This is a genomic window from Halomicrococcus pelagicus (assembly GCF_051917725.1).
GTDB lineage: Archaea > Halobacteriota > Halobacteria > Halobacteriales > Haladaptataceae > Halomicrococcus.
Map to the genome: position 1 here is coordinate 69,143 of NZ_JBQBLX010000003.1, position 13,171 is coordinate 82,313.

General features: G+C 68.3%; 13 protein-coding genes and 1 tRNA gene. 3 read left to right on the forward strand and 11 right to left on the reverse strand.

Translation table 11 applies throughout. The features are described 5' to 3' along the window. Nucleotides 1-317: 317 nt before the first annotated feature. A tRNA-Tyr gene (locus ACTF4R_RS09610) sits at nt 318-391 on the reverse strand. Nucleotides 392-521: 130 nt separating this feature from the next. On the opposite strand from ACTF4R_RS09610, the gene ACTF4R_RS09615 reads away from it, so the two are divergent. The 3 genes from ACTF4R_RS09615 (at nt 522) to ftsZ (ending at nt 2,649) form a co-directional block, all read left to right on the forward strand. Further along, nucleotides 522-1,088: a double zinc ribbon domain-containing protein gene (locus ACTF4R_RS09615; RefSeq protein ID WP_440007637.1), complete on the forward strand. Its 567-nt coding sequence runs from the start codon at nt 522-524 to the stop codon at nt 1,086-1,088. Nucleotides 1,089-1,272: 184 nt separating this feature from the next. After that, entirely contained in the window at nt 1,273-1,455 is a 183-nt protein-coding gene (locus ACTF4R_RS09620) for a ribbon-helix-helix domain-containing protein (RefSeq protein WP_113277109.1), read from the forward strand. A 3-nt stretch (nt 1,456-1,458) separates the two neighbouring features. Continuing rightward, nucleotides 1,459-2,649 (forward strand): cell division protein FtsZ, encoded by a 1,191-nt coding sequence (ftsZ, locus tag ACTF4R_RS09625; RefSeq protein ID WP_113277108.1) that lies wholly within the window; start codon nt 1,459-1,461, stop codon nt 2,647-2,649. A 130-nt stretch (nt 2,650-2,779) separates the two neighbouring features. Here ftsZ and ncsA read toward each other — a convergent pair whose 3' ends face one another. From ncsA to ACTF4R_RS09675, 10 genes are all read right to left on the reverse strand, one after another. Further along, on the reverse strand, nt 2,780-3,748 hold the full coding sequence (gene ncsA, locus ACTF4R_RS09630; protein WP_440007638.1) for a tRNA 2-thiolation protein NcsA: 969 nt from the start codon (nt 3,746-3,748) through the stop codon (nt 2,780-2,782). A 406-nt stretch (nt 3,749-4,154) separates the two neighbouring features. After that, complete coding sequence (locus ACTF4R_RS09635) at nt 4,155-4,799, reverse strand: DUF7095 family protein (RefSeq protein ID WP_113277106.1); 645 nt, start codon at nt 4,797-4,799, stop codon at nt 4,155-4,157. An 88-nt stretch (nt 4,800-4,887) separates the two neighbouring features. Further along, entirely contained in the window at nt 4,888-5,805 is a 918-nt protein-coding gene (locus tag ACTF4R_RS09640) for a mechanosensitive ion channel family protein (protein ID WP_440007639.1), read from the reverse strand. A 204-nt stretch (nt 5,806-6,009) separates the two neighbouring features. After that, nucleotides 6,010-8,262: an outer membrane protein assembly factor BamB family protein gene (locus tag ACTF4R_RS09645; protein ID WP_440007640.1), complete on the reverse strand. Its 2,253-nt coding sequence runs from the start codon at nt 8,260-8,262 to the stop codon at nt 6,010-6,012. Between the two features lie 267 nt (nt 8,263-8,529). Then, complete coding sequence (locus ACTF4R_RS09650; RefSeq protein WP_440007641.1) at nt 8,530-9,075, reverse strand: hypothetical protein; 546 nt, start codon at nt 9,073-9,075, stop codon at nt 8,530-8,532. 96 nt (nt 9,076-9,171) lie between these two features. Beyond that, the gene (locus ACTF4R_RS09655) at nt 9,172-10,011 is read right to left on the reverse strand and encodes a class I SAM-dependent methyltransferase (protein WP_440007642.1); all 840 of its coding nucleotides are present in this window, start codon (nt 10,009-10,011) and stop codon (nt 9,172-9,174) included. A 122-nt stretch (nt 10,012-10,133) separates the two neighbouring features. After that, complete coding sequence (locus ACTF4R_RS09660; protein WP_440007643.1) at nt 10,134-10,979, reverse strand: deoxyribonuclease IV; 846 nt, start codon at nt 10,977-10,979, stop codon at nt 10,134-10,136. A gap of 199 nt (nt 10,980-11,178) precedes the next feature. Beyond that, a complete protein-coding gene (locus ACTF4R_RS09665; protein ID WP_440007644.1) occupies nt 11,179-11,784 on the reverse strand; it encodes a DUF3238 domain-containing protein in 606 nt (201 codons plus the stop codon). A 4-nt stretch (nt 11,785-11,788) separates the two neighbouring features. Then, nucleotides 11,789-12,598 carry a lipoate--protein ligase family protein gene (locus ACTF4R_RS09670; protein WP_440007645.1) on the reverse strand — a complete coding sequence of 270 codons (810 nt, stop codon included), beginning with the start codon at nt 12,596-12,598 and terminating at the stop codon, nt 11,789-11,791. Nucleotides 12,599-12,679: 81 nt separating this feature from the next. Further along, nucleotides 12,680-13,153, reverse strand: coding sequence for a YbhB/YbcL family Raf kinase inhibitor-like protein (locus ACTF4R_RS09675; RefSeq protein ID WP_440007646.1), 474 nt, complete (start codon nt 13,151-13,153; stop codon nt 12,680-12,682). Between the last annotated feature and the right edge of the window lie 18 nt (nt 13,154-13,171).

A 13,171-nucleotide genomic window follows, 5' to 3' on the forward strand; every position in this document is an offset into this window, starting at 1 on the left:
GCACTCTGGCTCCGGGTGTGAGAACGTCCGTATTACATCGTCTCCCATCGATTACGTTATGTTTGTTCCACTGGCCAGGGAGCGTTTACAGACGCTGAGGCAGCCGTTTACAGATATAATGTTAATTAATCATACATCAACGAGACCGGGGCGTCTCGCGAACCGTGAACGACTGCTCGCCGCAACGAGCCGACGAGTTCGGCCGGCGTGGCGGTTCACGACGAAGCAGACGGAGTGGTCGGCGACGACAGAGACGGACGCGTAAACGGCCGAGGAACGCGTCCTGTTCGCGGTACAGGTCGGAGTTGTAGAACGAATCCGCCCTCCCCGATTTGAACGGGGGACAAGTCGATCTACAGTCGACTGCTCTACCAGTCTGAGCTAAGGGCGGGCACGTATCTACAGCTAAGCGCCCTGCCGGACTTAAGAATTATTATTCGGCGGGCCGAGGAAGAGAGACGAAAAGATTCAAATAGCCTGCGTCCAGTTGTATCGGCACCCAACCAATTCAGGTGGCCGACATGAGCAAGATAACCTTCCGCGCCGACGACGACCTTGTCGAGCGTCTCGAGGCGCTCGACGCTTCCAAGAGCGAGGCGATGCGGGAGGCGCTCCGTCAGTATCTGGACGCCGCCGGGAACCGAGAGGAGGCCGGCGGCCGCGACGACGGCAGCATCGACGCCGTCGTCGCCGAGCGCGTGGACGAACTCCTCGACGAGCGGCTCTCGCGGCGAGCACCGCGCGAACCCGAGAGCGCGCGCGACATCAACGTCAACGTGACCGTCGAAGGCACGGGCGAGACCAGCGCGCACGAGCGAACGGCGGACCGTTCGGGTGCGACCGACGAGGAACGTGCCGAGCGCTCGAGAGAAGACCGTCAGACGACCGCCGACACGTCTCAGGAATCCGAGAGTTGCACGCAGTGCGGCGAGTCGCTCGACGCCGGCCACGTCTACTGTCCGAACTGCGGCGAGAAAGCCGTCCATCGCATCTTCTGTGACTGCGGCGACGAGCTGCGGTCCGACTGGGCGTTCTGCCCGGGCTGCGGGCGCAGAACGCCCTCCGCCGACGTTCTCGACACGCCGTAAAACATCTCGTTTTACGCTCGCCGTTAATTATATAAGTAATGGCTATGTGGGTAATGCTACGTAAGACGGTCGTCTTACGCCGTGCAGACAGGCCAGGAAAAACGGCTGCCTCGAACGGTAACGCGGCGTAAGACGAGCGAAGCGCGATGCCGCGCATCGTCTTACCGACAAGGGGAATACAGCTATGGAGCGCGTGACACTTCGCATTCCGAAACAGCAGATCGAGGAAGTCGAACAGATGGTCGAAACAGGAGAGTTCCCGAATCGCAGCGAGGCGATACGGGCAGCCGTGCGAGACATGCTCAAAGAGCAGGACGATACGAGCACGGAGACCACGAACCGCAAGCGCACTTGGGCGAAGGTGTAAACGATGCAGGATATCGTTCAGGACGCCCTCGACAACGCCGAAGCAGAGCAGCGCGACATGGATGCGACGGCCGCCGACGACTTCGGCGACCCGCGCATCGTCATCGTCGGCTGCGGCGGCGCAGGCAACAACACCATCAACCGCCTGTACAACATCGGCGTCGACGGGGCCGACACGGTCGCCATCAACACCGACAAGCAACACCTGAAGATGATCGAAGCCGACACGAAGATACTCGTCGGCAAGTCGCTCACGCAGGGACTCGGGGCCGGCGGCGACCCCGAGATGGGCGAGCGCGCGACCGAGATGGCCCAGGGGACCATCAAGGAAGTGCTCGGTGACGCCGACCTCGTCTTCGTGACCGCAGGCATGGGCGGCGGCACGGGCACCGGCGCTGCGCCGGTCGTCTCGAAGATCGCCAAAGAGCAGGGCGCTATCGTCGTCGGGATGGTCTCGACGCCGTTCAACGTCGAGCGTGCGCGCACGGTGAAGGCCGAAGAGGGCCTGGAGAAGCTTCGCAACGAGGCCGACTCCATCATCGTGCTCGACAACAACCGGCTACTCGACTACGTCCCGAACCTGCCCATCGGCAAGGCGTTCTCGGTGATGGACCAGATCATCGCCGAGACGGTGAAAGGCATCTCCGAGACCATCACCCAGCCCAGCCTCATCAACCTGGACTACGCCGACATGACGTCCATCATGAACCAGGGTGGCGTCGCGGTGATGCTCGTCGGCGAGACCCAGGACAAGAACAAGACCGAGGAGGTCGTCCGCGACGCGATGAACCACCCGCTGCTCGACGTGGACTACCGCGGTGCGTCCGGCGGTCTCGTCCACATCACGGGCGGCCCGGACCTCACGCTCAAGGAGGCCGAGGGCATCGCGGCCAACATCACGGAGCGACTGGAGGCCAGCGCGAACGTCATCTGGGGCGCACGCATCCAGGAGAACTACAAGAACAAGGTGCGCGTGATGGCCATCATGACCGGCGTCCAGAGCGCCCAGGTGCTCGGTCCGTCGACCCAGAAGCAGGCAGACAAGTCGCGCCAGCAGATGCACGACATCGACGACCAGTCGTTCGACGCCAGCCAGAACGTACCCGCCGACAACGCCTCGTCGTTCGGCACGCAGAGCGACGGCGGCCGCGACGAGGTCGAAGAGCAGAACAACGGCCTCGACGTCATCCGATAGTCGTTCGTCGCTGCCTTCGACACGCTTCTCTCCCAGCCACCACATCTTCAGCTCTCGTCTCGCGGCGCTTCGCGACGACGGACTACGTTCGACCGAACGCGGGTCCGTGAACGCCGTCGCCCGCCGCCGTTCAAACGGCGTGGACGGCCTCGACGAGGGAGCACTTCCGACACAACTCGCGCGTCGTCGACGCGCCACAGCGCTCGCACTCCCCGAGTTCCCGGTCTCCCTCGCCGGCACCGAACTCCTCGGCCGCGAGCGCGGCGAGTTCCTCGTAGCCGGCCATTATCGAGTGGCGCGTACCGGGGTGGTTCTCCTCCAGCGAGAGCATGAGGTCCTGGATTTCGGCGCGGTAGGCCTCGCTCGAGTGGGGACACTCGGTGATGTGCGCCGGGAGGTCTTCGAGTTGCGCGTAGAGGGCGACTTCCTTCTCCGGAACGTCCCGCAGCGGCTTCGCGCGCGGGACGAAGTCGTCCTGGTCGCTGCGTTCGTCGAAGGGAGCCAGGCTCGCGTCGAAATGCTTGGCGACCTGGGCAACGTCGCCCTCCAGGAAGTTCATCAGCGCCGTCTCGGCCTCGTCGTCGAGATTGTGCCCGGTGAGGAGCTTGTCCGCGTCCAGTTCTTCGGCGTACTTCGACAGCAGGTCGCGGCGGAACACGCCGCAGTACGCGCAGGCGGCCATGTTCTCGGGGTCCTTGTCGACGACGTCGTCCATCCGGAGGTCGAACTCCTCCTCGTAGGTGACCACCTCGTGACGGAGGTCGAGGTCGGCCGCGAGTTCCTCGCAGGCCTCCAGGCTCTCGTCGCGGTAGCCCTCGATACCCTCGTGGATCGTCAGCGCCAGGATCTCGACCCGGGGGTCCTCCCGGAACGTCTCGTGGAGAATCTTCGTGAGCACGACGCTGTCCTTGCCGCCGGAGAGGCCGACCAGCCACGTCTCGGGGTTCTCGGGCGTCGCAGACGAGGACAGGAGGTCGTCCTCCCGGACGCGCCGCCGGACGCGCTTGTCGACGGACCGACAGAAATGCTCCTCGCAGAGATGCAGCCCCGAGTAGGCCGCGTGCATGACCGCCTCCCGACCGCACTTGTCGCAGTCCATCGTTTCTCGGTTGCGTCGCCGGGCGTTTCACCGTTTCGGGTCGGTGTAAACGATAGAGCGCTATAGCAAATCGACAGATCGGCGCGAACGGTCGTCCGGTCGGACGCCGATCCGTCGGTTCCCGTTCCTCTTCGACGGAATCGGCGTTTCGGCGTACAGCGCAGTTCGCGAGCACATTACAGGCAGAGCGTCGTGTCGGCGGTCGCACGTCCCGGAGATTCGTTCCTCTGCCAGAATCGAGGAGCGAGACAAACGTCACTACGAGCGGACGAGATTTTAAATAGGAGGCCGCGACCAGAGCCGGCGTGACCTGAGAACCGCCGCGCGAGTGGTCGGAGCGGTCGTGTGGCGCACCCTCGCGCGGAACCGGAACGCACCGCCTGTTCGTTTCCCGCGGAGGCCCGGACTACACGACGTCGCCCCGCACCGTCGTCCCCTCCTGGCGCTTGCGGTAGGATTCGACTGCGTCGGCCGCTTCGTCGGTCCGGTCCTCGTCCATTCCGAGCATCTCCAGCGCGTCGGGCAGCGTCGGGAAGGGGAGTTCGCTCTCGCGGAGCTTCCGCATGGCCTCCTCGCTGCGCTGGCCCTCGACCCAGAGGCAGACGCCACGCGGGTCGAGAATCTGCTCGTAGGCGTCCCGCGCTATCGCTCCCTTCAATCGCTGGGTGACGTTGTCCTCGAAGCTGGAGTTGCAAACCTCGAGGTGGACCGGTTCGTCCTCCGAGAGGAGGTGAGCGGCGAGACACTTCTCCGGCGCGGCGTGTCCACTGTCGTTCGCCCGGAGCAGATCGGGATGTTCGTCGGCCCACTCGGCGCGGACCGTCTTGCCGACGCCTTTCACGCCGTGAGACTTGCGGAACTCCTCCTCGCGGTCGGCGTCACCGCGGAGCAGGATGTCCTTCGTGACGTACACGTCGAGGCGGTCGACGGGGTCGAGACCGAGCGCCACGTCGCCGTACACCCAGAGTTCGCGGACCGGAACCGGCATCGTGTCGTTCTCGACGGTCTCGACGATGTCCTCGACGCGCTCGATGGCCGCGCTTCGCTCCATGGTCTCTGGTCGTCCGGTTAGGCTTCGGAGCGGATAAACGCGCTGGATGTCGAAAGGGGGCCAAGTAGCGACCGCTGTCGACGGGTCGTCAGTCGTCGGCAGACGCTTCCGGTTGGTGGGTTTCGAAGTCGCCTTCGATGTCGACGCCGCCCGTGAGCTGGCGGTAGGGGTACGGCATATCGATGCCTTCGGCGTCGCAGCGCTCCTTGACCGACTGGACGAGTTCGGACGTGATGCCGACGAAGTCACTCCGGTTCGGGTTCTCGATCCAGAACCGCGTCTGGAGGCCGACGTAGGAGTCGGCGAGTTCGGTCACCCGAACGCTGGTTCCGGGGTCGTCCAGAATGCCCTCGACCTTCGAGGCCTCGTCGAGGATTATCTCTTTGGCGTGGTCGATGTCGTCCTCGTAGCCGATGCCGAAGACGAACTTGTTCCGGAGTTTGTCGTACGCGACCGGATTCGTGACTGCGTTGTTCGCGAGGTCGCCGTTCGGGACGGTGATCTGTTCGTTGTCGAAGGTTCTGACGCGGGTCACCCGGAGGTCGATCTCCTCGACTCGACCCTCGCCGTCGGGCCACTCGATCCAGTCGCCGATCTCGAACGGCCGGTCCTTGAGGATGAACACGCCGGCGACGAAGTTGGCGAGCAGGTCCTGCATGGCGAATCCGACCGCCAGCGCGACGGCGCCGGCGAACACGGAGAACGCGGCGATGACGCTCCCGAATCCGGCGACGGTGAACGCGACGGCGATGGCGAGCAGGGCGACGACGACGCCCGCGACGTTCTCGCCGAGGCTGGCGACCGTCGGATCGAAGCCCCGCCGGTCGAGCACGCGGCGGACGAACGGGACGAGAATCGCCCGTCCGAGCAGGTAGACGACGACGAACCCGAGGACGAAAGCTATCACCTGGCCGACGATGCCGCCGTACTGGTTCAGCAGTTCCGACACCGATGTGGGGATCGGTCCCTCGGCCTGGACGAGAGGAACGTGAGACACGACCGACATAGCGGACGGTTTGTCGAAGTTACGTAAGGGCGTTGTGGCCATCACGTCAGGATCGACGTCCTCACCACGTTTCGCCGGCGAAACCGGCCAGTACCGAGTCGGGTTGGCGACCCAGCTCCGTCGGCTGGACGTAGCAGAACGGGGCGGCAACCGGGAAGCGGTGGGTCTCGGACCGAACCGCGGTTCGTGCCCTGGCTTGCGCTCCTACTCGGCCGTCAGCCACCGGAACGCGTACGCCGCGTCGCTCGCGGCGTAGATTCTATTGCCGACGGTGACGTGCTCGACCGGTCCACCAGTCTCGAACCGCCGGCGCTCGCTCCCGTCGCGGGTGTCCAGGGCGTACACCCTGTGGTCGGACGCACCGACGACGACCGTCCCGTTCCCGACGACGGGCGCGGTCAGCGCACCGAAGGGCGTGAACGCGGGGTGGAACGACCACCGGACGCCGTCGCGGTCGAGCGCGACCAGCCACTCCCGGCTGCTCCCGTCGTCGACATCGTCGGTCGTCACCGCGTACACGTCGCCCGGACGCTTTTCGGCGTTGGAACCACCGCGGGTACCCTTCCCGGCGGTGTGCCTGCCGGAAACGGCGCTCGCCGCGAGGTGTTCGACGGCCTCACCGCGGTCGAGTGACGTCCGCCAGCGCTCGGAACCGTCGGGTGCGTGAGCGACGACTTCGTTCGCCTCGGTGCCAGCGTAGACGGAGCTACCGACGGCGAGCGCCCGGACGCCGTCGCCCGCCGTCCAGCGTTCCTCGCCGGCGTCGGCGTCGAGCGCGACGACCTGTCCGTCACAGATTGCGTAGACCTGGCCGTTGCCGACCGCGATGTCCGCGACCGAACTGATGGTTTCGCAGTCGCCGGCGTAGGTCCACTGGTGGGTTCCGGCGTCGGCGTCGAACGCCCGGACGACGACGTGCTCCTCGCCCGTCGCGATGTAGAGCGTGCCGTCGGCGACGACGGGGCCGGCGACCGCTTGCGACTGGAGCTGGGTCTGCCACTGCGCGCGACCGTCGGCGGCGAACGCGATGAGTTCGACGCCTGTGGCGACGTAGACGTTCCCGGCGGCGGCCACCGGCGGTGCCGCGAGGTCGCCCGTCCGGGCCGTCCAGTGAGCGCCGCCGCTGCCGCCCGCGAGCGCGGTGAGGTCGTCGCCACCGACGTAGACGCGACCGTTCCCGGTGGCGAGCGCCCCGACGGAGTCGGAGCGCCACCGCAGGTCGTCGGACTCGGCGAGTGCGTACAGGAACCCCTCGCTATCCCCGAGGTAGACGGTGCCGTCGGCGACCGCGGGCGCGAGCCAGGCGTTCCCGAGGTCGCGGGTCGGCACCGACCAGCGTTCCTCGCCGGTGAGGTCGACCGCGACGGCGCGCTCGTCACCCGCGAAGTAGACGGTGTCGTCGGCGACCGCGGGTGAACTCAGCGACTGGCCGGCCGCGTACTCCCAGCGGACCGCGCCGTCGTCGGCGTCGAGCGCCCAGGCACGGCTCTCGCGGCCGTCGGCGACGACGACGGTCCCCCCGGCGACGGCCGGCGACTGGGAGAGCCGAACCTCCTCGGGCGGTGCGGGTTCCGCCGTCCACTCGACCGAGCCGTCGTCGGCGTCGAGCGCGGACACCCGCCCGTCGCAGACGTACACCGTCCCGTCGGCGACGGTCGGCGCGTGGTCGACGATGCCGTCGAGGCTGACCTGCCACGCGGGGTCGCCGGTCCCGGCGTCGACGGCGTACACCGTCTCCTGGTCGACGAAGTACGCGACGCCGTCGGCGACGGCCGGCGGGACGTTCTCGCTGTTCGGGGCGGGAGCGTCCTTGCCGCTCGGGAGACGGAGCCGCCAGGACTCCTCGCCGGTGGTGGCGTCGAACGCTCGGCAGACGGCCTGTCCGTTCGCGTCGCTCGTCGTAACGTAGACCGTACCGTCGGCGACCGTCGGCGACGACGAATCGACGGCGTCCAGTTCGGCCCGCCAGCGCTCCTCGCCGGTGGCGGCGTCGAGCGCTCGCAGGGTCGAACCGCAGGCGTAGACGACGCCGTCGGCGACCGCGGGCGCGTACTCGACGCCGTCGAGGTCGACGGTCCAGCGCGTCTCGCGGTCGTCGAGGTCGAACGCCGTCAGCGTCTCGTCGACGTCGGCGACGTAGGCGATGCCGTCGGCGACCGCGGGTGCGAACAGGCGGCGGTCGCTCACCTGCTCGCTCCAGTCGACCCACGCGTCGTCGCCCGGCCCGGGGGCGGCAGTCGCCCCGGTGTTGCCGGCGTCGTACTGGTAGCTCGCCCAGTCCGCGGGGGCGGCCGGAGTGGGGGACGCGTCGGCGGCGTCGGCCGACCGTCGGACGGGGTCGGCCGGACCGGATTCGCCGGGGGCGGCGAGAGCGTTTCCGGAGAGGCTTCCGGTGCCGAGGGCGGCGGCGGTCAGTGTCAGGAATTTGCGTCTCGTTCCGTCGAGAGGACTCGACATGCGACCACGGAAGCAACGGATTGATTTTATTATGAGGCTGTTAAACCCTCGTCGTGACTCGAAGCTGGTAGTTTCCCGGACGTGAGTGACCGGCGTCGTCCGACCCCTCTACCGCCGGGCGACTGCCAGCGTCCACCCAGTGTGACACTGTTCGTCCGCGAATGGAAACGTCCCGACTGGTCGGAATATCCGAACGTTACGCATCCCCGCGATGGACCCGTCCGCCGCCGTCGTGCTCGTCCGGCCGTCCGTTCGCCGCGTGCTCGGCTACTCCCCCGACAACGAGCGCCAGCGACCGTCCCGGTCCCGGACCGCGGCGAGCGCCAGCGACGACCCGCCGACGACGAGACCGAGACCGAAGAAGGACCAGAGAATCCGCGTACCGCCCGGCCACTGCGCCGCCAGCAACCCCGCGACGAACAGCTGTATCGCACCCGTCGCCGCCAGGTACCGGCGGTCACCGCGGTCGGACGCCCGCGCGGCGGTGACGAGGCGGTGGACGCCGAACGCGACGAGTACGGCCGACAGTAGCAGCGGGACGGTCGTCGACCCGACGGGGACGACCAGCAGGCCGAGTCCGGCGGCGGCGTAGACCGTCGCGAGCAGGAGGTCCCGGAGCGTCGCGTCGCGGTCGGTCACCGCCACGGCGTGCTGGGCGAGCACGACCGCGACCACCACGAGCGCGACGGCGAGCCAGAGCGTGACCACCCCGAGCAGGGCCGGCAGACCAACGACGAGCAACCCGACGCCCGCGACGACCACCCCGGCCGCGAAGCGATCGCGCCACTCGTCCGCGTCGGTCCGTCCGACCATCGCTACAGGTTCCGTCCCCCCGTTCGACGCCATCTCCGGAACGAATACGGCGTTCTCCGGGAAGGGTCTTCCCCCCGGAACGTCTCCCGCTCGCCGTCAGCCGGACGGTTCTCCGTCGACTCGCCCGACTGTCACGTAGAAGGGAACCACCTCGGCGCGCCGGTAGGTGCGGTCGCCCATCTGCTCGACCACGTCGCGACCCATCTCGCGCCACGCCGTTCGCAGGTCCTCGTACTCCTCGGCGTCGAGCGGGCCGACGAGCGTCTCGCGGCGCTCGGCGAGGGCCGCACCGCTGGCTTTCCGCTTCGCGGCCGCCAGGTCGCGTTCCTCGTACGGCGGTTCGACGGTCTTCTCGTGGTAGTGCTCGCGCGTCGTCACGTCGCGGAGGCCGGCGTCGCGGAACGCCTCGCGGGTGCCCTCGCCACCGAGCGCGACGTCCGTGTCGGCACCCGCGACGAACGCGGCGCGGGCGCGCCGGGCGAGGTCGCCCTCGCGTTCGACGGTCGAGTCGACCGACACCGCGGCGTTGTCCGGTTCGACCGCGGCCACGCCGTCGCTCGCGACGCGGGCGAACTCCCGGACGGCGCGCTCGGGGTCGGGCAGGTTGACGAGCAGGGCCTGACAGACCACGAGGTCGAAGCTGTCGTCCGGGAACGGCAGGCGGTGGGCGTCGCCCGCGAGGAACGACTGGTGGGGGCCGCGGTGCTCTCGCGCCACGGCGAGCAGGTCCGGGTCCGCGTCGACGCCGACCACTTCACGCGTACCGTCCCCGTTCGCTGCCATCTCCTCCGCGAGGACGCGCGTCAACTCGCCCGTGCCGCACCCCACGTCGAGCACTCGCTCGCGGTCGGGGAGGTCCAGGTCCGCGAGCGCCTCGCGGGACTCCCAGAGCCCCTCGCGGGTGCGGCGCAGGTAGTCGGCGGAGAACCGTCGCACGATTGATGCCTCGGTCGCCCTTCGGGGAGGCGCGGCAAAAACGGGGCGGTTCGTCACCGCCGACGGCGTGGGGGAGGCCGTCGACGGGGACGCGGTTCCTCTCGGACGCTGACGGCGGTCGCTCAGCAGTCGTCCGCGTCGCCGTCGCGCAGTTCCTTCACGCGCTCGATGTTCCACGCGAAGCCCTTGCCGTCTTCGTTGGGCGTCTCGAGCACGAGCGGAACGTCTTCGAGGTCGGGATGGTTGAGGAACGCCCGCATCCCCTCCTCGCCGATGAGACCCTCGCCGACGTGAGCGTGTTCGTCCTTGTTCGTGCCGCACTCGTGTTTGGAGTCGTTGAGGTGGACACACTTCAGATGTTCCAGCCCGACGACGTCGTCGAACTCGGCGACGGTCTCCGCCACCGCCTCCTCGCTGGAGAGGTCGTAGCCGGCGGCGAACGCGTGGGCGGTGTCGAGACAGACGTCGAGGTCCTGGTCCGAGCGGTCGAGCACTTCCGCGAGGTGTTCGAAGTCGCCGCCGAGTTTCGTCCCGCTGCCGGCGTCGCTCTCGACGAGGACGGTCACGCCCTCGGGGACGTCGAGTTCGTCGAGCGCGCTCGCGGCGTTGTCCAGGCCGCCGTCGACGCCCGCACCGGTGTGCGCTCCGAGGTGGACGTTGACGTACTCGATGCCGAGCTGGTCCGCGGCGTCGACCTCCTTCTGCATGCTGTCGATGGACTTCTCGCGGAGGTCGTCTTTGGGCGTACAGAGGTTGACGAGGTACGACGAGTGGATGACCCACGGACCGTCGAGCTTCGCGGCGGTGCCGTCGCGGAACGCCGCCGCCTCCTCGTCGCCGATACCGGGGTCCTGCCACACCTGCGGGGAGTGCGTGAATATCTGGCCGCAGTTGCCGCCGACCTCGCGCTGCCGTTCGACGGCGTTGTCGACGCCGCCCGCGATGGAAACGTGTGCTCCAACTCTCATGTGAGCCGTCTACTAATTCGGCACTCAAAGGTACTTCGAACCGCACGCGGTCGGCGGTCGAGCTATCCGATAATCGGGATTACACGAGAGCCGCGGTCGGTTCGCCGGGTCGGCGGTCGGCGACCGCTCGCTCGACCCGACGCTCGAAGCCGAGGACGAGACGCGACGCCAGCGCCGGCGGCGTCGAACGCGCCGGCGCTCACTCCGGGCGGAGCGTGCGCTCGAACTCGTAGTCCATCGGTCCCGCGAGGGCCGCGTTCGTCTCACCGGCCTCGCGGTGGTCGTGGCGGTACACCGTCCGGAACTCGCCGAAGTCGACCTGCGCGTACCACTCGAAGCAGGGGAAGCCGTCGTGGCGGCCCGTCACCTCGACCGTTCCGTCGCGACCGACCGTCACCGAGACCGCGTAGTCGACGGGGTCGGGATGGGCGACCAGCGGGTTGCTCGCGCTGGCGTGCATCTCGAAGGCGACGCCGTCCTCGCGCCACGCGGGGTCGGTGCAGAAGACGCCGTCGGCGTCGGCCCTCCCCGTCCGCGTCTCCTCGCTCCCGTCGGGTCGCGTGACGCGCTCCACCGACCGACCGGTGTCGGCGGTCGCGAGCAGGTCCTCGCGTTCGAAGTCGACGACCGCCGCCTGTTCGACCCGCGAGCGGCCGGCGTCGACCGCGTGCGGGGTGAACTCCCGGTCGTCGCCCCGGTACTCGACCGTCGGTCCGCCGTCGTCCGACTGCGACCGCGATATCCACGCGTCCGGGATGAACGCGGCGGCGCGAATCCTGACGAGGTCGACCGAGTCGCCGTGCATGGCTTCAGGCGGTGGGGTCCTCGCGGCGTCGGTTCCAGGTCTCGCTCTCGAACTTCGCGTCGGCGTGTTCGCGGGCCCGCTCCAGTTCGCCGTCGGTCCAGGCCCCCTCGTCGGCGTCGGCCCAGTCGAGCAGGGCGCTCTCGACGGCATCGACGGCCTCCTCGCGGTCGACGCCGGACTCCTCCCGAATCGTGGTGACGCGCTCGCGGAACTCCTCGGGCGCGGTCGGGGGGTCGGCGAAGACGCCGAGGTGGCGGTCGGCGTCGAGCGCGAACTTCAGCGAGCCGTGCTGGATGACGGCGTCCTTCCGACGGTACTGGGCGTTGCCGCTGATCTTCTTCCCGCCGGCGACCACGTCGTGGGCGGGGTGGAGCTTCCGCAGGTAACACGCCGGCTGGTGGAGGGCCGGCAGTTCCTCCTCGGTGAACCGGGCGTCGACGCCCATCCGCTCGAACGCGTCGAAGACGGGGTCACAGAGCAGTTCGTAGGTGTCCATCAGGTCGCCCGGAAGCTCCTCTGCCGGCGCGACGATGGTGTAGGAGATGTCGCCGAAGTGGTCGTGGTAGATGCCGCCGCCGCCGGTCGGTCGGCGCGTGACGGTGATGCCCTCGCGCTCGCAGAACTCCCAGTCCACCGACTCGGGGTCCTGCCGGTAGCCAAGCGAGAGCGTGCTCGGTTCCCAGCGGTACACGCGGAGCGTGCGCGGGCCGCCGTCGGCCGCCGTCTCGGCCGCTATCTCGTCGAGCGCCATGTTCAGCGGCCCGTCCCACGACTCCTCGCGAATAAGCCGCCACTCCCTGTCCGCCAGCGTCATGCGCCCGGATTGGCGCGGACCGGGTAAATCGATTGCGGAGGGTGGTCGCCGCGACCGGCGGTCCGAAGCGGCGTCCGGGCGTCAGCGCTCGAACGTACCGGTGAACCGGGCGCTGGCTATCTCCGCACCCCCCATCGCGTCGTCGAGGTCCCGGCGCTTCGCGCCCGGGTCGAGGTCGAGGGTCTCGTCGAGCGCGACGGCCGTGAACCGGTACTCGTGGGCACCGTCGCCCTCCGGCGGGCAGGGGCCGCGGTAGCCGAGCTCGCCGAAGTCGTTCGTACCCTGTACCGCCCCGTCGAGCGTCCCCACCGTCTCCGTCTGGGGGACGTCCTCGTGGATTTCGACGGTGTCCGGCGGGAGGTTCCAGAGCAACCAGTGCGTGAACGTGGCGGTCGGCGCGTCCGGGTCGTCGACGACCACCGCCAGCGACTCGGCGTCGTCGGGAACGTCCCCGACGGTGAGCGACGGTGAGACGTCGTCGCCCTCGCAGGTGAACTTCGTCTGTATCGCCTCGCCGTGCGTGAACGCGGACGTTCGGACGGAGAACTCACCCATGTGTGAACACTGACCGCC

Excerpts from the sequence above, each read along its gene's own strand:
- ACTF4R_RS09670 (WP_440007645.1), bottom strand. The coding sequence starts at position 12,598 with ATGACGCTGGCGGACAGGGAGTGGCGGCTTATTCGCGAGGAGTCGTGG.
- ACTF4R_RS09635 (WP_113277106.1), bottom strand. The coding sequence starts at position 4,799 with ATGGAGCGAAGCGCGGCCATCGAGCGCGTCGAGGACATCGTCGAGACC.
- ncsA (WP_440007638.1), bottom strand. The coding sequence starts at position 3,748 with ATGGACTGCGACAAGTGCGGTCGGGAGGCGGTCATGCACGCGGCCTAC.
- ACTF4R_RS09675 (WP_440007646.1), bottom strand. The coding sequence starts at position 13,153 with ATGGGTGAGTTCTCCGTCCGAACGTCCGCGTTCACGCACGGCGAGGCG.
- ACTF4R_RS09660 (WP_440007643.1), bottom strand. The coding sequence starts at position 10,979 with ATGAGAGTTGGAGCACACGTTTCCATCGCGGGCGGCGTCGACAACGCC.
- ACTF4R_RS09615 (WP_440007637.1), top strand. The coding sequence starts at position 522 with ATGAGCAAGATAACCTTCCGCGCCGACGACGACCTTGTCGAGCGTCTC.
- ACTF4R_RS09645 (WP_440007640.1), bottom strand. The coding sequence starts at position 8,262 with ATGTCGAGTCCTCTCGACGGAACGAGACGCAAATTCCTGACACTGACC.
- ACTF4R_RS09620 (WP_113277109.1), top strand. The coding sequence starts at position 1,273 with ATGGAGCGCGTGACACTTCGCATTCCGAAACAGCAGATCGAGGAAGTC.
- ACTF4R_RS09640 (WP_440007639.1), bottom strand. The coding sequence starts at position 5,805 with ATGTCGGTCGTGTCTCACGTTCCTCTCGTCCAGGCCGAGGGACCGATC.
- ftsZ (WP_113277108.1), top strand. The coding sequence starts at position 1,459 with ATGCAGGATATCGTTCAGGACGCCCTCGACAACGCCGAAGCAGAGCAG.
- ACTF4R_RS09665 (WP_440007644.1), bottom strand. The coding sequence starts at position 11,784 with ATGCACGGCGACTCGGTCGACCTCGTCAGGATTCGCGCCGCCGCGTTC.
- ACTF4R_RS09650 (WP_440007641.1), bottom strand. The coding sequence starts at position 9,075 with ATGGTCGGACGGACCGACGCGGACGAGTGGCGCGATCGCTTCGCGGCC.